Origin of the sequence: Arachnia propionica, assembly GCF_900637725.1 — a bacterium.
Classification (GTDB): Bacteria; Actinomycetota; Actinomycetes; order Propionibacteriales; family Propionibacteriaceae; genus Arachnia; species Arachnia propionica.
Genome location: NZ_LR134406.1, coordinates 207,892 through 230,112, shown reverse-complemented (window position 1 = coordinate 230,112; position 22,221 = coordinate 207,892). Strand labels below are relative to the sequence as shown.

The following is a 22,221-nucleotide window of genomic DNA, read 5'->3' as shown; positions in this document are numbered from 1 at the left end:
CCTGCCACCATTGGCTCACCCCGTAACTCTATCCAACCCGGCACCCCTCCGGTAGGGGAACCGAGAAAACTCTCCGAGCCCGCACGGGTTGACGCAGCCAGCCGTTCAGCGCTGATCTGCCCACACCAGCTGCGCTCGGAAGTAGCCGTCGTCGCGTGAGATCACCTGGGCGCGGCCCGGCAACGACTTCACCGGTTTCACACGACCGATGATGCTGCCCTCCTCCGGGCTGCCGGACAGCAGGATGCCGGTGGCCCCCAGGTCGCGCATGGATTGCAGCACCGGCTCGTACAGCGCCCGGGACGCGCCACCCATCCGGCGCGCCACCAGAATGTGCAACCCGAGGTCCTGGGCCTGGGCCATCAGCGGTTGCAGCACCGTGAGTGGGTTGTTTCCCTGGATCGCCACCAGGTCGTAGTCGTCCACCAGAACCCACGCCTCCGCTCCCGTCCACCAGGAGCGGTTGCGCAGCTGATCCGAGGTCACCGAATCGCTGGGCATGCGTGCCCTCAGGAATTCGGCGAGGTGCCCCAAGACCCCCTCGGTTTCTTCCGGGTTCGTCATGTAGGCCGCCAGGTATTCCGCCGGCACCTGGTCCAGCAGCGACCGCCGGTAGTCCACGACGAAGATCTGCGCCTGCTGCGAGGAGAAGTTGCGCATGATCTCCTGGACGAACGACCGCAGGAACGTGGTCTTGCCCGATTTCGCGTCGCCGAGCAGGAACAAATGGCTGTCCTGGCGGGGATGGAACATGAAGGGCCCGAGCCGGGATTCCTCCACCCCCAGCACCAGGCCCTCCGCCGCCCCGGGGTGCTGCAGCATCTTCTCCGCCGTGACGTGGATGGGCAGCAGGCGCAGCTTCGGCCCCGGCGCCGGGGCCGCCTGGGCGATGCGCTCAAGGGACGTCCCCACGCCCTTGCCCAGGGACGACGGATCCTGTTCGCCATCGATGCGTGGCAGGCACACGAGAACGTGGTGATGCCCGATCTCCTGTCCGCGTCCCGGCCGTTCCGGAGGCACGGCCTTCGCCACCTTGCGATCGAGCCTGGTGTCCATCACGTCACCCAGTTTCAACTCCAGCCGTGACCCGATCGCGTCCGCCACCTGCTGGCGGATGTCCGCCCAGCGGTTGGTGCTCAACAACACGTGAACACCGAACGAAAGGGCCCGGGTCATGATCGCCAGGATCCTCGTGTCCACGTCGTTGAGGTCCGTTTTCATCACGGCCCAGCCGTCGACCACCAGGAACACGTCACCGTAGCCGTCGTCGAAACGCCCCTCGGCCCGTCCCTGCCGGTAGGTGTCCATGGAGTCGATCCGCTTCCCGCGGAAATACTTCTCGCGGTCGTCGATGATGCCCTCGATCTCCGAGAGCATGCGGTTCACCACGTCCGGCCGGTCCCGGGTCGCCACACCCGCCACGTGAGCCGCCCCGTTGAAAGCGGTGAAACCGCCACCACCCAGATCGATGACGTAGAACTGCACCTCCTGAGGAGTGTGCACCAGGCTCAACGCCATCACCACCGACCGGAGGGTCGTCGACTTTCCCGTCAGGGGACCACCGATGACGGCGAAATGCCCGTTGGCTCCCGAGAAGTCGAACTCCAGCACGTCGCGGCGCTGCTCCAGGGGAAGGTCGACGGTGCCCAGCGGAATGCGCAACGGGCCGCGGGCACGCCACGAGGGCGAGATCAGGCCCAGCTCGGGATCGGCCACGAGATCCCCGAAAAGCTGGTCCAGCGTGTCCGGCACGTCCAGCGGCGGCAACCACACCTGATGGGCCGGGATTCCCCTGCCCCGCATCCGGGCGACGGCGATGTCCATCTGGGTCATGTCATCCCACTTCGCGTCCTCGGGTCTGGTGCCTACGACCTCTGGTTCCTGCTCCGCGTCGGTTTTCTCCAGGACCACGGTCCCGGTGGTGAAAGGCAGGATCCTGATGGGCGCATCGCGCATCCTCTCCCGGAGTTCCTGGTCGTCCGGGCGCGCGGGCGGAGGGGCGGCCACGTAGGACGACCGGAAACGGATCATCTCGTCCGTTCCCGGTTTCAGGTATCCCACCCCCGGGTAGCCCGGGAGTCCGTAGGCGTCCGGCACGCCCAGCACATCCCGGGACTCGCCCGCGGAGAAGGTTCGCAACCCGATCCGGTAGGACAGGTGCGAGTCCAGGCCCTTCATGCGCCCGGATTCCAGGCGCTGCGAGGACAGCAGCAGATGGATCGACATCGAACGTCCCAGCCGGCCGATGGCGACGAACAGGTCGGCGAACTCCGGTTTCGCACTCAGCAGCTCCGAGAACTCGTCGAGGATGATGAACAGCGCCGGCATGGGTGGATGGTCGTGTTTGCCGGCCAACCGGTCCGCCTCGTAGTCGGTGACGTTGGCGTAGTTGCCGGCCTGCCGCAGGATCTCCTGCCGTCGCACCATCTCGCCGCGCAGCGCCTCCTGCATGCGGTCCACCAGGGACAGTTCCGATTCCAGGTTCGAGATCATGGCCGATACGTGGGGCAGATCCGCCATGCCCGCGAAGGTGGCGCCACCCTTGAAGTCGACCAGGACGAAGTTCAGCTGCTCCGGCGGATGCGTCATCGCCATCGCCAGCACCAAGGTGCGCAGCACCTCCGACTTGCCCGAACCGGTGGCTCCGATCAGCAGGCCGTGCGGCCCCATTCCCTGCTGGGCGGATTCCTTGATGTCCAGGACCACCGGAACCCCTTCGGGGGTGACGGCGAACGGCACCCGCAGCCGGTCGCGGCCCTCCCGTCGCCTCCACTGCCGGTCCGGGTCGAAGTCACGGACATCGCCGGTGCCCAGCAGCTCCATCAGGTTCTGGGAGCGTTTCGGGTCCGGTTTGCCCATCGGGGCCTCGGCCTCGGGACGGTCCTCCGCCATCCAGGGGGCCATGCGTCGCGCGATGGCTTCGGCCTGGGGGATGCCCATCGCGTCCGGGGTGGCCAGGATCGGTTCCTGGTCCAGCAGCAGCAGTTCCATGCGTCCGCGGTCGCCGGGCCGCGCCCCGGGATGCAGGATCATGCGCAGGGTCGCGCGAGAGGTCATCGGACCCCACGACGTCATGGTCCGCACCACGGTGACCCCCTCCAGCCCGCCGATCCCTCCCAAGGAGGTGTTCATCGGCAGGCTCACCCCGTCCAGGATCAAGAACAGGTGCGGCCAGTCGGTGGTTTCCGAACGTGCTCGGAACACGCCACGTCCGGTGATCTCCTCCCCGAGCAGCTGCACCAGTTCCTCGGGATCCGTCGTCACCATGCGGGCCGGCCCCAGGGCGTCGCTGAGCTGCGTGGACCGGGCGTGGGGAAGCCACTTCACCCATTCCCACTCGTCGCGGTTCTTCTCGGAGCAGAAAACCGCGACGCGCATCGCCTGCGGCGAACTCAGGGTGGTGACGTGCATCGTCATGGCACGCACCTGGGCTTGCGTCGCCTCCGCGGGCCCGGCCACGTCGATGTGGCTGAAGTCACCCAGCATGACCCCCAGCGGCAGTTCCTCGACCATCGAGTGGGCATCGATGAAACGCCGCATGGCGGAGAGGCAGACCACGTCGGGTTTGGCCAGTGGTGGCAGCTCCGGTTCCACCAGCTGCATCGCCAGCTCCTGGGACGAGGAACCCAACCGCACGTGCGTGACCATCTCGTTGTCGGTGTTGCGTTCCCACAGGCGTGTTCCCTCGTGGGCGATCAGAACCAGGGAATCCGGGGAGGGCAGCTGCCAGCCGACGTAGTTGCGCTGCCTGCGGGTCACGGTGCGAACCGTCTTGCGGGTTTCCCCCAGATAGGCCAGGTATTCCCGGCGCAGGGTGTCGACTTTCTGGCTGTGCCCCGCCACCTGCCGGTAGATGTTGAAACCCACCATCACGAGCATCGCGAAGACCATGGCGCAGGCCATGAGCAGCATCCGGGTGTTCTGCCCCTGCGAGAGCGCCATGAACACCATGACGCCCACCGAGCCCATCATCGGGACCACGGTCATCAGGGCGGTGCCCATGCTGGCGGCCTCGGGTTGGTCGGGGGGAACCTGGATCTCGATCTGCCCGGAGGGAAGCTCGGGAGCCGTGGTCCCCTCGTCCTGTATGGGTTGAACCATGCCTTGGTACTCCCCGTCTCAAGTGGTCACAACATTATGTTCCGGTCGCGTTTTCATGGTCTGGATGTCGCCCAAGCCCGTTTCATATTATCGTCAGAAAGATGAACCACACCCCGGTTCATTCCCTTGAAAAATGGAGGATTCCATGGCCACGCAGCTGGCGTCGACCACGATCCTTCACGGCGCCTCAAAACAGGACATCGCGGTTCCGGTCGGCACGACGGTGGCGCGGGTGATGTCCATGCTGCGGATCGACGCCGACCCCGAGACGCTGTGTCTGACCCACCCCGACGGCACCCCCGTCGACCTGGACCTGGCCCTCGGCAGCGACCTGACCTCCGGAACCGTCCTGACGCTCACCGGTCCTGCCGAGAGCGAGCGGGTGGCGCAACAGGTGGCGGTCCGGGCCTCCTCCCCGTGGTTTCGTCCCACGCTCGTGCTGTCCTTGTTCCTGACCCTGGTCACGGGAATCGAGACGGCATGCCTGGCAGGTCCCGTCCTCGGCTGGTGGCCCGTCTCCGACGTGCTGAGGGGATCGGCCGCCGTCGCCTGCACCGTCGCGCTCGGTTGGTCGCTCAAGTGGCGGCGGATGCGTTGCACCGCCCCCGGTCTCCTGGTCGCCACCGCCCTGATCGGGGTCTGCGGGACCGCGCTGCTCCCCACCGATGCCGGATCCCTGCCCCGGCTGGCCCTGGCGGCCACCGCATGGACCGCGCTGGTCGCGGCGCTGGTGGTGTGGTTGGTCGACAACAGGTCCGCCCTCAGTTCCACCATGGCCGCCTTGTGGGGGCTGGCCGGTGTCCTGACGTGTTTGTTCGCGGTGACCGACGCCCCCGTCACCGCGATCTCGGCCCTGGTGCTGGCGGTCGCAACCATGACGGTGACCGTCATCCCCACCTTCGCGTTCCGCATCCCCGAGACCCAGCTGCTGGACCTTCCCACCGTCACCACCTCCGCGCCAACGGTCCGCACCCCGGAGGTCGCGGCCCCTGCCCCCATCACCGCGAACCGGGTTCTCCGTTCGATCCGTGAGGGCAACGCCCGGGGGCAGCTGCTGCTCATCGCGTGCTGCGGAACGGCCGGGATCTGCGCTTTCCCCGCCGCGGGGCTCATGAGGTCCGATCAGCCAGCGACCGGGATAGCGGGTGGGGTCATGATGCTCAGCGCCTTCCTGGCCCTGGCGCTGGCGCCCCGCGCTCGCCGCGACCGCCCGGGCCGCATCCTGCCGCGCATCGCCGCCCTGGCGATCGTCGCCGCGACGCTGTCCGTCTTCGGCCTCTCCCAGCCGCTGGGGTCGCAGGTGATGGCACTGCTGATGATCCTCGCGGCCGCGTCGCTCAGCATCATCACCACGTCTTTTGCCAAGGGCACCGAATCTGCGCTGCTCGGGCGCGCCGGGGACATCACGCAGACGCTTTCCCTGATCCTTCTTCCCCCTGCGGCCGCCTACGCAGCAGGCCTGTTCGACCTGGTACGGCAGATCGCATCATGACCCAGCTCGACCTGACCGCTCTCCCCCCGCCCCGGGCCGAAACCATGTTCCCCGATGCGGGCCCCGAACCTGTGGAGGCCGAACAGCACGACGACCTCCCGGTCCCTGCCAGCGGGTTGACCCGCACGCTGTCCTACCTGACGGATCTGGCCTGCGTCGTGGCGGTGGCCGGCCCGCTCTGGCGGCTCCTGTACTCCCCGGTGCTGACGGGCATCGCAATCGTGGAGCTGGTCGCCGTCCTCACCTTGCTGCGCGCCCGCACCGGACGCACCCCGGGCGCGTTGCTCTCCGGAACGGTCGCCGTCACCGACGGCAGCGATCACGCCCCGGGCCTGAAACGGCAGCTGGTGCGTACCGCGCTGATGATCCTGTTGCACGTGACCGTTGTGGGTCCGCTGGTCGTCAGTTTCCTCAGCCGCGACGGCAGGGATCTGGTGGACCGGGTCGCCGGAACCGCGGTGCTCGATCTGCGGTCCGAGAAATCCCGCCCCGGTTCCGGGGACGGGGATGAAGAAACCGAGGAACCGCTTCCCCGGGGGCAGGAGAACTCGAGTTTCCCGGTGCCAGGCGCCCCAGTATCGCCCTCTTCGCCCGTCCCCGCGGCCAGTCCCCTGACGCCACGCAGGGCCGCTTCCCGGGAACCGGCCCCGGCAGCACCTCCCGGGAACGCACAGACCGACCCCCTGACACCACGCAGGGCCGCGCCACCACCGCCCACACCGCCGAAACCCTCGCCGGCCCCCGCCACCGGCCCGACCGGGCTCCCGGGCACGGTGCAGGCTTGGCTGGTCGTGGATTCCGGCCAGCGCGAGAAGGTGGATTCCGTTCTGGTCGTGGGGCGGGAACCCACGGGCACCAACGGGGAACGCCGATTGGTCATACCGGATCCCACAAACTCGATCTCGCGGACCCATCTGAGACTCGGCCCGGCCAGCGGTGGGGTTTGGGTGGAGGATGCCGCATCCACGAACGGAACCGTCGTCCGTAACGCCGCCGGTGCCGTCGCCCATCTGGTGCGCGGCAGACGCACCCTGCTACCTCCGGGGACGACGATCATCATGGGGGAACGCACCATGATGATCATGAGCGGTTCGCCGCGATGAGAGATCGCCTCAGCTACAGGGAACGGGGCGGGAATCCAAGGATTCCCGCCCCGTTTTCACACTTGGTCAACTGCCAAATCCAACCTCAGGCCTTGGGTATTTCCACGTTGTCCATGATTCTTCTGTTCTGAACCTCGGCTCCGTGGTAACCGAGTTTTGCGTTGAACACCTCGATGTTGAACTGCTGAAGGGCCGAGCGCATCTCCAGCTCCTTTTGGTTCCACTCTCTTCTGCGTACGGCGTAGGCTTCCCTGTCTTCGCCGTCCCAGCTGCTCTCCATGAGGTCGAGCTTTCCGGTCAGCGTGTCCATGCTCGCCTCGATACCCCGGTGGTGTTTGTTGATATCTTCACTGAGAAGATCAATGGCGGAGTAGTTGACCATCATGTCTTTTTCAATGCTCATTTTGATTCACGCCTTTCTTTGTCGAAAACACGTTCGCAGTTCAGACTGCGCCGCCGCCGGTCATTCGCTTCTCGAGGTTCAGGAAGGCCGCGGAATGAGTCACTTCGGCCTGCCCCGAGTTGGCCTCGGACCCCTTGAGTGCGTCGCTGAACCCCAGCAGCGAATTGTTGAGCGCCGTTGCCTTCTCGATCCAGAGCATGGCGGCCGCATACATGGCGTCCGACCCCTGGCCCTGCCAGCCGGCCCGGGCCGCTTCCTTGCTCGCGTCGACACCTTTGATGTGCCCCGACACCTCGTTGTAAGCCTCCAGCGTGGCATCGGAGCCGGCCTTGAGCCCGCCTTGAACGATGCGTACGGTACCTGCCATGGTTCGTCCTCCGGTGTGGTGGATGTGTGCGATGCACGCGACCTGCTGCACCGCGGGTAACTGTTCTCAACCCTAACGCACACCACAGTTCACGAACGAGGGATTTCGAAAGAAACCGTGGAGCAGCATTCATCAATATTTCAATTTACTTTCGAGTAGTGGAGACCTCCCGGAGGAAGTAGCCTTGGCGGAGGAACCCGTTCCAGCGCCAGCACGACAAAGGAACCCCATGCCGTCCTCCGAAAGCTCCCCCGTCGGTGCCCTCCTGCCGATCTCGCTGAGCATGGCGGGGGACACCACTGACATATCGGTTCCACCCAACATCGCGCTGGCCGAGCTGATGCCGGCGATCATCAAGGCCCTGCGCCCCTTGGATCCGGGAACCGCCACCCGGGGTTTCACCATTCGAACCTCGGACGGTCGCGTCCTGAACCAGTCGGAGTCCCTCCCCGACCAGAGAATCCGTCCCGGGGCGGTTCTCACCGTGGAACCGAGCGGCACCAACGTCAAGGACCAGCGCTACGACGACCTGGTCGAGGCCGTGGGAACCGCGGTGGCCGAGAACTCCGTCCCCTGGGAGAAGACCAGTTCCGTCCAGCTTTCGGCCCACGCCTCGGCAGCCTTGGTGCTGCTGGCCGCCCTGCTCCTGGTGACGGGTTCACGGGAACCTGTCCTGACCGCGACGGTGGGCGCCTGCGGGGCGGTCCTCACCACCCTGGCCGCCGCGGTCGTGGCGCGCATGCCCAATCGCCCCGGCGCGCTGTCCCTGGGGCACACCACCCCGGTCCTGATCTCCTGCGCCGCCTTCGCGGTCACCCCGGGGCACTGGTTCTCGCTGCCGTTGGCGGCAGCCGGCATCGGTCTGCTCGCCGGTTCGGCGACGCTCCTGGTCCTTCCCTCCGACCTGCGGGTCTCCATGACCGCCCCCATGACCGCGGGTGTGTCGTTCATTCTCGTGGGCGGACTGGTCGGGATGATGGACATCCCTCCCGACAGGGCGGCCGCCACCACCCTCGCCCTGTTGGTGGTGATCACGCTCAGCGCACCCTGGGTGGCCATGGCGCAGCTGCCCACGACCATCGGCACCAGCCGGGAGAACGAGAGAATCGACCCTGTGCGGGTGTACTCCCGCGTCGGGAACGCCCGCGTGCTGGTGATATCGCTGAAGGCGGGCTGCTCGGCGGCCATGATGGTCCTGGCCCCGCTGATGGCGACCTCCCCCACGGCGATCACGATGCTGGCCTGTGTCGGGCTGGCCCTGATGCTGGCCACCCGGTCGCTGCGTTCCTCGGTCGAGGTGGTCATAGGCGTGCTCACCGGCATGTTCCTGACAGTCGTCGCCGCGGTGGCCACCACGACGGTCATTCCTGACGCCCTGCCCTGGACCCTCGGCGCGATCATCCTGGCCGCGGTGCTGCTCCTGGCAGCCAACGTGGTCTCGCAGAAGCTGCGTCCCTGGTTGACCCGGTTGGCGGATGTCGCCGGGGTCCTCGTGCTGCTGGGGATCCTGCCGCTGGCGGCACTGGTCTGGGGGGTCGTCTGATGCCGTCCAACAAGGAGATCCTCGAGGCCCAGCGCTACAACCGCCGCCGCCTGATCACGGCGTTCTCCTCCGGGATACCCGGAGGCCGCGAACTGGAGTCCAAATCACCGTTCATTCCCCTGATCGTGGGCGTGGTCGTCGTAGCGATCATGCTGGGGGTCGGGGCCATCATCAGCCAGTTCTCCCCGACCCTGCCGAACGGCTGGCAGGACTCGACCCTGATCGTGGTGAAGGGAACCGGTTCCCGGTACTACACGATCAAGGGCACCTTGCGCCCGGTCACCAACGTCACCTCGGCGCGCCTGCTGTCGGAGTCGGGCAAGTACCAGGTCAGCGAGGTGTCCTCCTCGACCATCGACGGGATCAGCCGCGGCACCCAGATCGGCATCACCGGCGTTCCCGACGACGTTCCCCCCGCCGGTCAGCTCCACTCGGATCTCTGGTTCTCCTGCGCGATTCCCGGCAAGACCCACACCTGGGTGGCGCACCTGCCCGAGCCCCGAACCCGGCGTGGCAGTGTCCTGGTCAAGAACCAGGACGATTTCTTCCTGATCGCCGACGGCCTGCGCCACAAGATCCCGCGGGAGCAGAGAAACAAGGTGCTCCTGGCGCTGGGGATGGAATCGACGACACCGGCCGAGGTCGATGCCGCCTGGCTGTCCCTGTTCAAGCTGGGTTCGGACCTGCAGCCCTTGGAGGTACCGAACGCGGGCCAACCCGTGGAGGGCATGCCGGAGCGTCTGGGAACGGTCACCATCGGGACCGTCATCCAGGTCGACGATCACGGTTCGCAGCGGCGTTACGTCGTCACCGGTTCCGGCAAGGTGGCGACGTTGTCAGAGACCGCGGACAAACTCCACCAGACCGAGGCTCCCCTGACCGTCTCGTTCTCCGACATGTCCTCCGTCGAGGTGGATCCGGCGGGCATCGCCCCGGCCGACTGGCCGCGCCGCATCGAGGACACCGTTCCGGGCGGTTCCCTGCCCTGCGCCCAGCTGTCGCAGTCCTCGGACGGATCGTCGGTGGCGGCGCTGTACTCGATGACCCGGGAGGCCCTCGTCGAAGTGCTCCCGGCGCCGTCAGGAACCGAGGCGAACGCGGAGGAGAAGCTGCGTTCCGTCCCAACCCCCACCACCGTCCTGGGCGGGTCGGGTGCCCTGGTCCGGGCCACGTCGGGGGGCACCCTCGGCATGGTCATGCTGGTCTCCGACCTCGGTACCCTGCACGGATTGGGTGCCCAGCCCGCCGAATCCCTGGCGCGCCTGGGATACACGGACAACGACGTCCATGTGATCCCGGCGGAGTGGACGGCGCTGATACCGGAGGGAACCGCGCTCGAACCCGAGAGCGCCTGGGCCACGGTGGGGCAGCAATGATCCGGCTACGAGTCCTGGGCGGGAAACTCGCCGCCGTCTGCGGAGCAGTGGCCCTCCTGGTCCCGTCGCTGCCCGCGCAGGCCCTGACCAGCGACGGGCAGAGCAGGATAAACACGGTGGCCGAGGACAAGAGCACCCCCTGCCAGATCGGGACAACCGCCATGGTGGCGCAGGCCCCGAACGTGATCTCCCTCCTCGGGATCAAGAAAGCGTGGCAGCTCTCCCGGGGCAGCAAGGTGAAGGTGGCGATCGTCGATTCCGGGGTGGTCGCATCAAACGTCCATCTCACGGAGAACGTGCTGCCGGGCATCGACCTGGTGGACAGCGGCGACGGACGTACGGATGCCGCGGGACACGGAACCGCCATCGCCGGGCAGATAGCGGCCCACGAGGTGGAGGGTTCCGGCCTGGTGGGCTTGGCGCCGGAGGCCGAGATCCTGCCGGTCCGGGTCTACGTCAGCGAACAGCACGACGCCACCTCGGCCGGAAAGGGACCCGACGGGGCCCGCACCGCCAAGGGCATCGTCTGGGCCGCCGACCAAGGGGCGAAGGTGATAGTCGTGGCCCAGTCCTCCCCCACGGATCTGCCCGAGTTGAAGGCCGCGGTGGAGCACGCCGCTGCTTCGGGGGCGCTGGTGGTGGCCTCAGCGGGCAACGTCCCTCAGGATCAGCAGAACAGGACCGAGGATCCCAAGGCGCCGCGCTACCCGGCGGCCTATCCCCAGGCGTTGTCGGTCACGGCCGTGGACGCCAACGGGGCCCCGTCGGATTCCGTGCTCCACGGCGAACACGTCGAGGTGGCGGCCCCCGGGTCGCAGGTGCTGAGCACCTTCTTCGGCAACGGCGACTGCATGTTCGCCGGGAACCAGCCGACGACCTCCTACGCCACCGGATACGTGGCGGGAATCGCGGCGCTGGTGGTGGCCAAGTACCCGGATGAAACCCCGGCCGATTGGAAGCACCGGATCCTGGCGACGGCCCTGCGCCCGTCGCGTTCTCATCGCGACAAACTGATCGGCTGGGGGATCGTCGCCCCCTACGATGCCCTGAGTTTCGTCAACGACGGTTCCCTGGATGGCCCGGAGAATCCCCGCTTCCCGGCCCCCACGAAACAGGAAACCCCGCTCATGACGCCCCCGGAACCGAAACCGGACCCGCGCCCGGCACGCACCGCGGCCCTGGGGGTCATGGCGGGGATCAGTTGCCTGGCGGCATTGGCGATCCTGATCGCCTCCCGGTTGCGGGGTCCGTCGCAAAAGAAGTCACGGAAGTGATCGCCCTTCCCGGGCTCGACGAGAATCCGGCTGGCGGGCCGTCCTCACGATTCCGTCGGGCTGGGTGAGGGTTCCGGGGATGATACTCGCGCCCTCGAAACCCCGGATCTCAATCCGCCACAGCCCGTCCTCACGCCAAATGAACCAGATCTGGAAGGGAAAGAGTTTGTCCTCCTGACCAACAATTTTCCCCATGCCGGAATACCCCCACGCCTCCGAACCACCAATCGCACGGGAACCTAGGAACACCGTATGGAACATAGCCCCTTTTCCACGGCATCGGTCATGGATCTCTCAGCCCTGGCCTTCCTGTCCAGGAGAACCCACCCCTTCGGGACCTCCAAGGTCGCCGCATCCTGTATTTCACGCTCCACCAAGAAACACTGGGAGACGGACTCCCGCCCACGGCACCAAGAGCGTCCCCGCAGCCGCCCGACTGAACTCGATCCTGCTCCCCGTCCACAAAAAGTTCCTGCCCCGGCGACCTGACGGTCGCCGGGGCAGGGGCTGGAAAGTTCGCCGGACCGTTCACCACTGCTCACAGCCCAGCACCGGCGGTTTCACGTGGGGCGGTTCACTCCTCGCGCTGGAAGCTCATCGTCGCGGCGTAGGCACCGGACTCCGAGGGCCACCGGGTGGTGATGGCCTTGGCGCGGGTGTAGAAGTGCACACCCTCGGGGCCGTGGATGTGGGTGTCGCCCAGCAACGATTCCTTCCAGCCGCCGAACGAGTAGTAGGCCACCGGGGTGGGGATGGGCACGTTGACGCCCACCATGCCGGCCTCGACGTCCAGCTGGAAACGCCGGGCGTAGCCGCCGTCGTTGGTGAAGATCGCCGCGCCGTTGCCGAACTCGCTGGCGTTGACGATCTCGATGGCCTCCGCGTAGTTCTCGGCGTCGACGATGCACAGCACCGGGCCGAAGATCTCCTCCTTGTAGGCGGGGGCGTCGAGCGGGACGTGGGTGAGGACGGTGGGGCCGAGCCAGAAGCCGCCCTCGTAGCCCTCGACCTTCAGGCCGCGGCCGTCGAGCGCCACCTTCGCGCCGCGCTTCTCGGCGTCGTCGATGAGACCGACGATGCGGTCGCGGGCCTTGGCGGTGATGACCGGACCCATCTGGACGCCCTCGTCGAGGCCGAAACCGACCTTGATCTTCGCGCCATTGGCGGCGACCAGTTCGGCGAGCTTGTCGGCGATGCCACCGACGGCCACCACGACGGGCAGCGCCATGCAGCGTTCACCTGCCGCACCGAAGGCGGCGGCGGAGATGTGCTGGGCGGCGAATTCGAGGTCCGCGTCGGGCAGGACGATGGCGTGGTTGTTGGCGCCGCCGAGGGCCTGGACGCGCTTGCCGTGGGCGACACCGGTGTCCTGGATGACGTGCGCCACCGGGGTGGAGCCGACGAAGGAGATGGCGTCGATCCCGGGATGGGTGAGGATGTTGGAGACCAGGTTGCGGTCACCGGCGAGGACGTTGAACACGCCGTCGGGCAGGCCGGCCTCCTTGTAGAGGCGGGCGATGATCAGCGACGCGGTGGGCGTCGGGGAAGCGGGCTTCAGGATGAAGGCGTTTCCGGCAGCCACGGCGATGGGGTGCATCCACATCGGCACCATGACGGGGAAGTTGAAGGGGCAGATGCCCGCGACCACGCCGACGGGCTGGCGGATGGTGTGGATGTCGACGCCGGTGGAGATGTCGGAGGAGTACTCGCCCTTCAGCGCGACATTGATGCCGCAGGCGAAGTCGAGGGTTTCGCGGCCACGCTGGATCTCGCCGATGGCGTCGGAGTAGTCCTTGCCGTGCTCCTCGACGATCGCCTTGGCCAGCTCGTCCTGGTGGGCCAGCACCAGTTCGCGCATCTTGAACATGATGGCGGTGCGCTTGGCGAGGGAAACCTTGGCCCACTTCTTCTGGGCCGCCTTGGCGCTGGCGACGGCGTGGTCGAGGTCGGCCGGGCTGGCGGATATCAGTTCACCGACGACCTTGCCGGTGGCGGGGTTCTCGACGGGGATCGTGTGGGAAGGCTGGCCCTCGTAGGGGGCGCCGTCGATCCAGTGGGTGATTTTGGTCATGTACCTCTCCCTGGTTTCTGGGGCGTTCAGGCTGGTCCGGCGGATTGCTTCGTCCCCCACCGGCAGCAGTGCCGACTGCACCGCGTTCGGGTCCGTCCAGTCCGCTGGCCCGACGGCCGGAACCGCCGGGAGTTTTGTACATACAATAACCCTCCTGCGCGAGTTGCGCCAGCTTGCCGCGATCGGGGTCGCCCGGGCAGGTCGGGTCCGGACGGGCTCCCGCCGCGGGTCGTAGAAATTTGTACTGACAACCGGTGTGGCTTTCATGAGAACTTCCTCATGAAGGTCTGCGCGATTCCTCATCCACATGGGGTTCACTTGAATCACGCGGAAGGAGAAGCAAAATGAAGTCGGAACGAACCCGCCTCACCCTCACCCTGGTGGGCATAGGTGCCGCGGGGCTGCTGACTGCGGGGCTATTGTTCCAGCTCGCGCACCCGGCGGAACCCGAACTGAACTCGCCGGCGATCGTCGTCTCCCCGCCCGCCCCGTCGGCCAGTCCCTCCTCCGAGCCCCCGATCCCCACGGAGGTCACCCCAGTGGACCCGGCGGGCCCCGCGGATCCGACCAGTTCCACGGCCCAAACCACCAGCAGGCCGGCCAACACGACCGTCGCCACCAGGACCGTCCCCACCACGACCTCGAAGAAGATCGACCGGGACGACGACGATGACGACGACGACAGGAAGAGCACGAAAAGCACGAAGAGCACGAAAGCCGCGACAGCCAAACCGACCAAGAAGGACGGCGACGACGACGGCGACGACCGCGACGACGACTGACCACTGAGCCCGGTTCGCCGCCCTCCGCTCCACTATCCTGTTGCCGGGACAGCGCCGGAGGGAGCCGAGGATGTCGAAACGGTCCACGCGATCATTCGACCCCGGCACGTCGGTGTTGTGGCTGCTCCTGCCAGTTATCGGGGCCATCGTGGGCGCCGCAATCCCCTACCTCAACTCCCTCGACAAATTTTGGAGCGTGATCGGTCCACTTCTGGGAGCCTTTGTGGGCTTTGTACCAGCACTCAAGAGCTGGATTTCGGCGCGGGCACGCAATAAATGGATCACCGAGGTGTCTGGAGATTCCGGCCCGATCGGCGAGGCAGATCTGAATTCGCTGTGCATTCACAGGTCTGACAGGGATGTCAAAGACTACGTTCGCCGCGATGCGCACGACAAGCTTCACGATTTCCTGAAAGACCGCACCCCTGTCCTGGTGGAGGGCCCATCCATGGCTGGCAAGACCCGCCTCGTGGTCGAGGTGCTCCGCGAGGAATGGCCTGACGCCCGCGTCCTGTTTCCCAAGAGCAAGGAGGACGTGGAGAAGCTGCTGAAAAATTGGCGAAGACCCGTTCGCGGCGCCATCATTTTCCTCGACGAACTGGAACGCTTCCTGGGTAAAGAGGAGTTCACGCTCGGGGTCCTGAACAAGTGGATCGATGATTCCTGCATCGTGGTGGCCACCACGACCCACATGAACTACACCAGATGGCGCAAAGACCTGGACAGCAAGTTCCCCGGTTGGGACATCTTCAACAGATTCCACCCGCTCCCCCTCGAAACCAAACTGTCAAAGCACGAGTTGGAGGCGGTGGGGAACACGAGCTACGCCGGGGATCTGCCATCCATTGAGCAGCTCGGTCTCGGTCGCGTGCTCGGCAGGGCCGAGGACATACGCCGACGATTCACGTCCGCACTCGACAGCCACCAGGGGCGGGCCGGCCTGGTGAAGGCCGCGGTGGACTGGAGCCGCGCCGGCCTGGGGGCCGCGAGCAAAGAGACCCTCCTCACGCTGGCGAAAGCCTGCGACGACGATCTCTGGGAAGAACCCGACTGGGAGGCAGAATGGTCCTGGGTGATCGGCGAAACTGCCACTGATGCGCCACTCGTGCTACGAACCGGCAAGGACTCCTGGGAAGCTCTGGACCTTATAGTGGAAGAGGCGGACTGGCCCCTGACCAACACCACACTGACGACCATGGCCACCTGCCCACACACAGCATTCCAAGCCCTGACGCTGGTGTTCGAGCTGCATTCCAAGAACCTGCTGACAGGGGACACGGCGACGGAGAACCTCGTGCAGGAAGCAGCAGACCTGCTACAAGAAATCTCTTCTGCAAACCCCTCCGATGCCGACCTCCTCGGTTTCTACGCCGTCTTCCTCACAGAGATTCGCCACAACCACGACCGCGCCGAAGAAATCTACGAACAAGCCATCAAAGCCGACCCCAATGATGCCAAAATCCTAGGCAACTACGCCATCTTCCTCACAGACATTAGCCACAACCACGACCGCGCCGAAGAAATCTACGAACAAGCCATCAAAGCCGACCCCAATGATGCCAACCTCCTCGACATCTACGCAATCTTCCTTACAAAGATTCGCCACAACCACGACCGCGCCGAAGAAATCTGCAAACAAGCCATCAAAGTCGACCCCAACAACGCCAACAACCTCGGGATTTACTCTCAGCTTCTGTTCGTGACGGGTCGGGATGAGAAGGGGGCGAAGTTTGCGGAGCGCGCTCTGGGGCTTGCCGAGCAGGGTCAGGAAGCGCTGTGTGCGGAGTGTCACTTCTATTTGTTTATGCACTCCCCGCGGCACCGGACCGCGTCGGGGAGGGCACTCAAGGCCCTGCTGGCCGATGAGGTCACGACCGGCGGCTGGTCGTTCGAGGGGAACCTGGAACGCCTCAAACAGGAGGAAGACCCCCGGTACGAGCTCGCCTGGGCGGTCGCCGAGGCGCTGCGAACCGGCGATGCGAGCGCGCTGAACGATTTCGAGGAATGGCGCGACCTCGATCTCCCGGACCGGGAGGAATAGCTCGGACGGTTTTGGTTTCGACACGGGCTTTCGCCCAGGGGATCACGACTCGGTTCAGCCGGCTTCATGCGGGCAGCCCGGGACGCCGGTCAGGTGGCGAGGACCCATGCCGCGGTGGCCCAGGCCTCGGTTTCCAGCGACCGCTCCGCCTCGGGTGGGGGCGGTTCCCACAAGTCGGGCGGGGGTTCGGGATCCCGGGGCCGGGGCGGCGGGGATGCGATGCGGATGGTTCCCTGCGCGGTGACCAGGTACTGGTATCCGGCTGGGGAGCTCCAGTGGAAGATGCCCGGTTCGGGTTGGGTCAGGTGCCAGCCGCCGTGGGTTTTCACCCGGTGCGTGAATCTCGACAACGGGCCGAGGTTTCCCCACCTGGTCTGACCCAGGCCGCCGTCGTCGGCGTAGGGGATGGTGTGGTCCAGGTCGCAGCTCCGTGACGGCGTCGCCCCGTAAGGGAACACGTCGTGCGGCATGAGGGCTTCGACCGCCGTGCGCAGCGAAACGGAGGGGTGGTGCGGGGTCTCGGGGCTGATGGCCCAGGGATCAACGACGGGCCGGACCGTCACCCGCGAACCGGCCAGGAACTCGGGGATCCGAGCGGTCAGGAGCGCTCCCCAGCGCTCCACCACGGCGGCACCCGATGCGACGGGACTCGAACCTGCGATCCCGCCGGCCTCATCCTTCGGCTCCACGAGCCCGAGGGCGGGGTCGGTGGCGTTCACGTGCATCACCACGGTGGCCGCGGGCAGCGCGTCCTGGCCGCTCACCCGCCGGGCCAGAACACCGACCGCGGCGGCGCGCCGCTGCCTCAGGTCGCCCTCCTCGGCGGACAGGGTCCGGGCGACGGCGGTGAGGGCGTGATCGAATGCGACACCGTCGGCGGCGTCCACGATCCCCCAGATCGTGCAGTGCCCGTCGGTGATCCCGGAGACCTCCACGTCCCGGCGGCGGCGTTCCGCCTCGGCCCGCTCCGCGGCGACCGCGGGATCGGCCTCCACGATCCACCGGTCAATGTGCTTGAGGATCCGCTGCCACGACCAGACCTTCATCGCCCAGGCGAGCTGCCGATCCAGCCACTCCACCGCCTTCACGCCCAGCACGGCAGCCCGGTTGGTGACGTCAACCACCTGCCACCACCGCAGCTCCCCGCCCAGGAAGGCCTCCCACAGCCGCGGGAACCTGAAGCGCACATCCAGCACGTCGGCGATCCTATGCAGCGCCGAACCGGTGGAGATCCCGAGGATCCCGGCAATCTCGGCGGCGAGGAACTCCCCCACCCCGGGGGTGCCCGCGTGACCGGGAAAGATCACGCGCTCCATGCCCTCGAACACCGCTTCCTGATCAACCTCGTAGAGTTCGGCGGCCTTCGCCACGGCCACCACCGCGGCGACCTCGGCGGCGCGGGCATGGCGATTCGCCTCATCAAGCGCGGCAAAGGCCTCCGCCACACACCCGGGAACCATCTCGAACATACATACGATTCTATCCAACCCCGCCTACAAATAGAAGAGGTTTTCGATAACAGTTCGATAACTTCTTCGCAGGGTTGGACTGCGGTCTCCGTGGTTTCGACACGACCGGCTCGCAGAGCGAGCAGGTCGGCTCAACCAGCTTCGGGGAGGACAAAGCCGGTTGAGCCGGGACGCGAGGAACGAGCGACCCTAGTCGAAACCACCTGGCACCCGGTAGCCAGAACCCGACCCCAACTCCCCGGACACCCACGACATGGTTTCGACACGACCCGCTCGCTGACGCTCGCAGGTCGGCTCAACCAGCTTGGGGATGAGATGGTTTCGATACGACCGGCTCAACCAACTTCGGGGAGGACGAAGCCGGTCGACTTTGGGGACGCTCCCCTCACACCAGGCGGTAGCCCATTCCCCGGACTGTTTCGAAGCGTTGTTTGCCCAGCTTGTTGCGCAGGTAGGAGACGTAGACGTCGACGATGTTCGAGCCGGGGTCGAAGTCGAAGCCCCAGACGTTGCTCAGGAGTTGTTCGCGGCTGAGTACCTGGCCCGGGTTGCGCAGGAACACCTCCGCGAGGGTGAACTCGCGGGCAGACAGGTCCACCCACTGGCCGTCGACCTGGGCGCGACGGGTGCGGTAGTCCAGCACCAGGCCGCGATGTTCCAGGTAGTTGACCGTTGTTCTCGCGGGTTCGGGTTCGGTCCTGAGCCGCAGCCGGATCCGGACCAGCAGTTCCTCGAAGGAGAAAGGTTTCGGCATGTAGTCGTCGGCGCCGCCCTCCAGTCCCGCCACCCGGTCGGCCACCGACGAGCGGGCCGTGAGCATGATCACCGGCGTCGCCACCCCCTGGCCGCGGATGCGTTCCAGCACCTCGAACCCGTCGATGTCCGGCAGCCCGACGTCCAGGATGATCAACGAGAAGTTGCCATGCACCGCCAGCGTGGCCCCCATCTCACCGGAGGGCGTGGTCTCTGAGGTGAATCCTGCCGACTTCAACCCCTTGGCTATGAACCCAGCGATCCTGGGTTCGTCCTCGATGATCAATATGCTGCTCACTGTTGTGGTCCCCTCGGTTCGGGAGCGCCCTCCGGGAGTGGCCCGATGGGCGTTGCGTGGGGGCTTGCGGGATTCATCGGAATCCGCAGGGTGAACACCGATCCGCCCTTCGGCACGGATTCGATGTCCAGATGCCCGCCGTGGGCTTCCACGATACTGTCGACGATGTTGAGGCCCAGCCCCGACCCCGATGCCCGCTGCACCGCGGCCGTCGTCCGGACGAACCGTTGCCGCACCGCCTTGGTTTCCTCCGGTGTCATGCCGATGCCCTGGTCGCGCACCCAAAGCAGCACCGACGTGTCCTCCACCCGCGACCCGATGCCGATCCGGGTTCCCTCGTCGGAATACTTGACGGCGTTGGCCGCGAGCTGGAGCCACGCCTGGGTGATCCGCACCGGATCCAGCACCGCCCGAACCATCGCGACGTGTTCCAACTGCCAGTCGCGGTTCCCCAGCGCCTTCGACTTCACCAGCACCTGATCGGTCAGTTCGGCGACGTCGCAGCTGGTGGGGGTCACGAAATCGCTCTGGGAGGCCTTCGCGAGCGTGAGAAGGTCGTTGACGAGCACTCCCATGCGGTCGAGTTCGTCGATGGCGAGTTCCCGGGTCTGGATGACGTCGGCGGGGTCGTCGTGGTCGATCAGCTCCAGGTGTCCGCGCACCACCGTGATCGGGGTGCGCAGCTCGTGCCCGACGTCGTCGAGGAGCCGGCGCTGCCCCTCGACCGCGCCCTGCACCCGGTCCAGCATCCGGTTGACGGCCCTCGCCAGGGCGGTCAGGTCGTCGCGACCCCGCACCGGCACCCGGGTGGTGAGGTCGTGTTCATCGATCTGATCGGTGGCGGTCCGAAGCTCCCCGATCGGCCGCAGCAGTCTGCCGACGATCAGCCAGGTCGGCGCGATCAGCAACGCCACCGTCAGCACCGCCGCCACCGCGTAGAACGCCATGGACTGCCGCAGCTGGGCCCCCGCCCGGTCCAGGTCGATGACGCGCAGCAGGGTGGCCTTGTGGTCGCCGATGCTGACGACGGCCACCAGCACCCTGTAGTTTCCCTTGGACGTCCGGATGGGTTTGATGACGTTGTCGGTTCCCGTGAGGTTGCCCCGGACGGCCTCCAGGAGTTCGGGGTCGTCCTCGGGCCTGAGTTTCACGTCCTGAATTGCGACCCACCGGAGTTCGCCGTCGATGAAACCCGCCTCCCCCGAGTCGGGACTGATGACGCTGCGTCTCATGAAGGTTTTCAGCACGTTGGGGGCGGAGCTGAACGGCTCCTTGGTCTCCGGATCCACCCCGTCGGTGGCAAGCGCCCTCAGCTCCCCCTCCACCCGCCGCAGTTGGTTCTCGGTGGTGTCCTTGAGGTGCCGGCTCTGGAGGATCCCGACGATCACCCCGGAGATGGTCAGCGCAATCCCGGCCACCAGCACGAGCGCGAACATGAACCGGGCGCGAATCGTCGATCCGCCGCGACGCAGAAACCTCCTCATTCCCTCATTCTTTCCCATGCTCACCTTCTCCCGCGCTCAAAGTCCTTCCGAAATCGGTTGAGCCAGCACGTGAGGCTCACGCGAGCGACCCGAGTCGAAACCACCCCACACCCGGTAACCAAAACCCAACCACCCTCACCATGGTTTCAACACGACCGGCTCAACCAACTTCCACCCCCACAAGCCGGTTGAGCCAGGTCGCGAAGAACGAGCAGCCCGAGTCGAAACCACCCCACACCCGGTAACCAAAACCCGATCCCAAGTCCCCGGACACCCACACCATGGTTTCGACACGACCCACTCGCTGACGCTCGCAGGTCGGCTCAACCGGCTTCGGCATCGATTCACCTTCCCAGGCCGTGGTAGGTCCAGCCCGACGCGCGCCAGCGGGCCGGGTTGAGGGCGTTGCGACCGTCGATGATGACGGGGCGTCGCACCAGGTTCGCCACCCTCGCGGGATCCAGCTGGACGTACTCGTCCCATTCGGTGAGCAGCAGCACCAGGTCGGCGTCTTGCAGGGCCCTTTGTGTGTCGGGTTCCGCGACGAGGTCCGGGTGCCGCCGAACGGCGGCGTCGAGGGCCTTGGGGTCGGTGATGCTCACCTGCGCTCCGAGCAGGTACAGGCGATGGGCGATGTCCAGGGCGGGCGAGTCGCGGATGTCGTCGCTGTTGGGTTTGAACGCCGCCCCGAGCACGGTGATCCTCGCCCCGGGAAGCTGGTCGCCGAGGCTTCGCAGGGCCAGGTCGACCACCCGGTCGCGACGGCGCTGGTTGATGGCGTCCACCTCCCGCAGGAAGGAGACGGCGTCGTGGACGCCGAGTTCCTGGGCACGGGCGACGAAGGCGCGGATGTCCTTGGGCAGGCAGCCGCCGCCGAACCCGACCCCGGCCCCCAGGAACCGTCGGCCGATGCGGTCGTCGTGTCCGAGGGCGTCCGCCAGGGCGGTGACGTCGCCGCCGGTGGCCTCGCACAGTTCCGCCATCGCGTTGATGAAACTGATCTTGGTGGCCAGGAACGAGTTGGCGGCCACCTTCACCAGTTCCGCCGTCGCGTAGTCGGCGACGATCTGCGGGATGCCGTCGGCCAGCAGCCGGGCGTAGGCCTCGTCGAGCCGGGCGCGTCCCAGTTCCGCGCGTGCGGGGTCGGCGGGCAGGCCGTAGACGATGCGGTCGGGGTGGAGGGTGTCGGCGACGGCGAATCCCTCGCGCAGGAACTCGGGATTCCACACCAGGGCGATGTCCCGTTCCGCGAGCCGGTCGGCGAGTTGTGTTGCGGTGCCGACTGGGACGGTGGACTTGCCCACCACCACCGACCCGGGCGCGGCCCCGGCCAGCAGGGTGGTGATGGCGGCGTCGACGTAGCTGAGGTCCGCGGCACCGGTCCCGGACTGGGGGGTGCCGACGGCGATGAAGTGCAGGTCCACGTCGGCCAGGTCGTCGCCGGGGGTGGTGGTGAATCGCAGCCTGCCGGTGCCGAGGACCCGGGTGAGCAGTTCCTCGAAACCGGGTTCGTAGAACGGCGCCCGGCCCGCGGACAGCGCCGCCACCTTGGTTTCGTCGACATCGATGCCGAGCACGTCGTGTCCGAGTTCGGCCATACAGGCGGCGTGGACCGCTCCCAGGTATCCGCAACCGACAACCGAGATCTTCATGGGTTTCTCCTG

General features: G+C 66.6%; 16 protein-coding genes. 7 read left to right on the top strand and 9 right to left on the bottom strand.

What is annotated here, in order from left to right; translation table 11 throughout:
- Nucleotides 1-105 precede the first annotated feature (105 nt).
- Complete coding sequence (gene eccCa, locus EL272_RS01040; protein ID WP_061787344.1) at nt 106-4,101, bottom strand: type VII secretion protein EccCa; 3,996 nt, start codon at nt 4,099-4,101, stop codon at nt 106-108.
- 145 nt (nt 4,102-4,246) lie between these two features.
- Here eccCa and EL272_RS01035 point away from each other — a divergent pair, with 145 nt between their 5' ends.
- Nucleotides 4,247-5,593, top strand: a complete 1,347-nt coding sequence (locus tag EL272_RS01035) for a ubiquitin family protein (RefSeq protein ID WP_126409295.1) — start codon at nt 4,247-4,249, stop codon at nt 5,591-5,593.
- Nucleotides 5,590-6,696, top strand: coding sequence for an FHA domain-containing protein (locus tag EL272_RS01030; protein WP_061787346.1), 1,107 nt, complete (start codon nt 5,590-5,592; stop codon nt 6,694-6,696). The genes EL272_RS01035 and EL272_RS01030 overlap by 4 nt, the downstream gene beginning before the upstream one ends.
- Nucleotides 6,697-6,781: 85 nt before the next feature.
- Here EL272_RS01030 and EL272_RS01025 read toward each other — a convergent pair whose 3' ends face one another.
- Complete coding sequence (locus EL272_RS01025; RefSeq protein ID WP_014845353.1) at nt 6,782-7,099, bottom strand: WXG100 family type VII secretion target; 318 nt, start codon at nt 7,097-7,099, stop codon at nt 6,782-6,784.
- 40 nt (nt 7,100-7,139) lie between these two features.
- Nucleotides 7,140-7,466: a WXG100 family type VII secretion target gene (locus tag EL272_RS01020; RefSeq protein WP_159424532.1), complete on the bottom strand. Its 327-nt coding sequence runs from the start codon at nt 7,464-7,466 to the stop codon at nt 7,140-7,142.
- Nucleotides 7,467-7,695: 229 nt separating this feature from the next.
- On the opposite strand from EL272_RS01020, the gene EL272_RS01015 reads away from it, so the two are divergent.
- The 3 genes from EL272_RS01015 to EL272_RS01005 are packed head-to-tail and all read left to right on the top strand — an operon-like array spanning nt 7,696 to nt 11,659.
- Entirely contained in the window at nt 7,696-9,009 is a 1,314-nt protein-coding gene (locus EL272_RS01015) for an EsaB/YukD family protein (RefSeq protein WP_061787348.1), read from the top strand.
- Nucleotides 9,009-10,385, top strand: a complete 1,377-nt coding sequence (gene eccB / locus EL272_RS01010; protein ID WP_061787349.1) for a type VII secretion protein EccB — start codon at nt 9,009-9,011, stop codon at nt 10,383-10,385. Before EL272_RS01015 ends, eccB begins: the two co-directional genes overlap by 1 nt.
- Nucleotides 10,382-11,659, top strand: a complete 1,278-nt coding sequence (locus EL272_RS01005; RefSeq protein WP_061787350.1) for a S8 family serine peptidase — start codon at nt 10,382-10,384, stop codon at nt 11,657-11,659. The genes eccB and EL272_RS01005 overlap by 4 nt, the downstream gene beginning before the upstream one ends.
- Before the next feature lie 574 nt (nt 11,660-12,233).
- On the opposite strand, the gene EL272_RS01000 is transcribed toward EL272_RS01005, so the two are convergent.
- A complete protein-coding gene (locus tag EL272_RS01000; protein WP_061787352.1) occupies nt 12,234-13,730 on the bottom strand; it encodes a CoA-acylating methylmalonate-semialdehyde dehydrogenase in 1,497 nt (498 codons plus the stop codon).
- A 344-nt stretch (nt 13,731-14,074) separates the two neighbouring features.
- Here EL272_RS01000 and EL272_RS00995 point away from each other — a divergent pair, with 344 nt between their 5' ends.
- Nucleotides 14,075-14,512, top strand: a complete 438-nt coding sequence (locus EL272_RS00995) for a hypothetical protein (protein ID WP_061787353.1) — start codon at nt 14,075-14,077, stop codon at nt 14,510-14,512.
- A gap of 70 nt (nt 14,513-14,582) precedes the next feature.
- Nucleotides 14,583-16,553 carry a tetratricopeptide repeat protein gene (locus EL272_RS00990; RefSeq protein WP_061787354.1) on the top strand — a complete coding sequence of 657 codons (1,971 nt, stop codon included), beginning with the start codon at nt 14,583-14,585 and terminating at the stop codon, nt 16,551-16,553.
- 89 nt (nt 16,554-16,642) lie between these two features.
- Here the strand turns inward: EL272_RS00990 and EL272_RS00985 are convergent, their stop codons facing one another.
- From EL272_RS00985 to EL272_RS00965, 5 genes are all read right to left on the bottom strand, one after another.
- Entirely contained in the window at nt 16,643-18,022 is a 1,380-nt protein-coding gene (locus tag EL272_RS00985) for a DUF222 domain-containing protein (protein ID WP_061787355.1), read from the bottom strand.
- Between the two features lie 385 nt (nt 18,023-18,407).
- Nucleotides 18,408-19,073: a response regulator transcription factor gene (locus EL272_RS00980; RefSeq protein WP_061787356.1), complete on the bottom strand. Its 666-nt coding sequence runs from the start codon at nt 19,071-19,073 to the stop codon at nt 18,408-18,410.
- The gene (locus tag EL272_RS00975) at nt 19,070-20,557 is read right to left on the bottom strand and encodes a sensor histidine kinase (protein ID WP_244926100.1); all 1,488 of its coding nucleotides are present in this window, start codon (nt 20,555-20,557) and stop codon (nt 19,070-19,072) included. Before EL272_RS00975 ends, EL272_RS00980 begins: the two co-directional genes overlap by 4 nt.
- 160 nt (nt 20,558-20,717) lie before the next feature.
- Nucleotides 20,718-20,897, bottom strand: a complete 180-nt coding sequence (locus EL272_RS00970; protein ID WP_061787358.1) for a hypothetical protein — start codon at nt 20,895-20,897, stop codon at nt 20,718-20,720.
- A 4-nt stretch (nt 20,898-20,901) separates the two neighbouring features.
- Complete coding sequence (locus tag EL272_RS00965; RefSeq protein ID WP_061787359.1) at nt 20,902-22,209, bottom strand: UDP-glucose dehydrogenase family protein; 1,308 nt, start codon at nt 22,207-22,209, stop codon at nt 20,902-20,904.
- Nucleotides 22,210-22,221 lie beyond the last annotated feature (12 nt).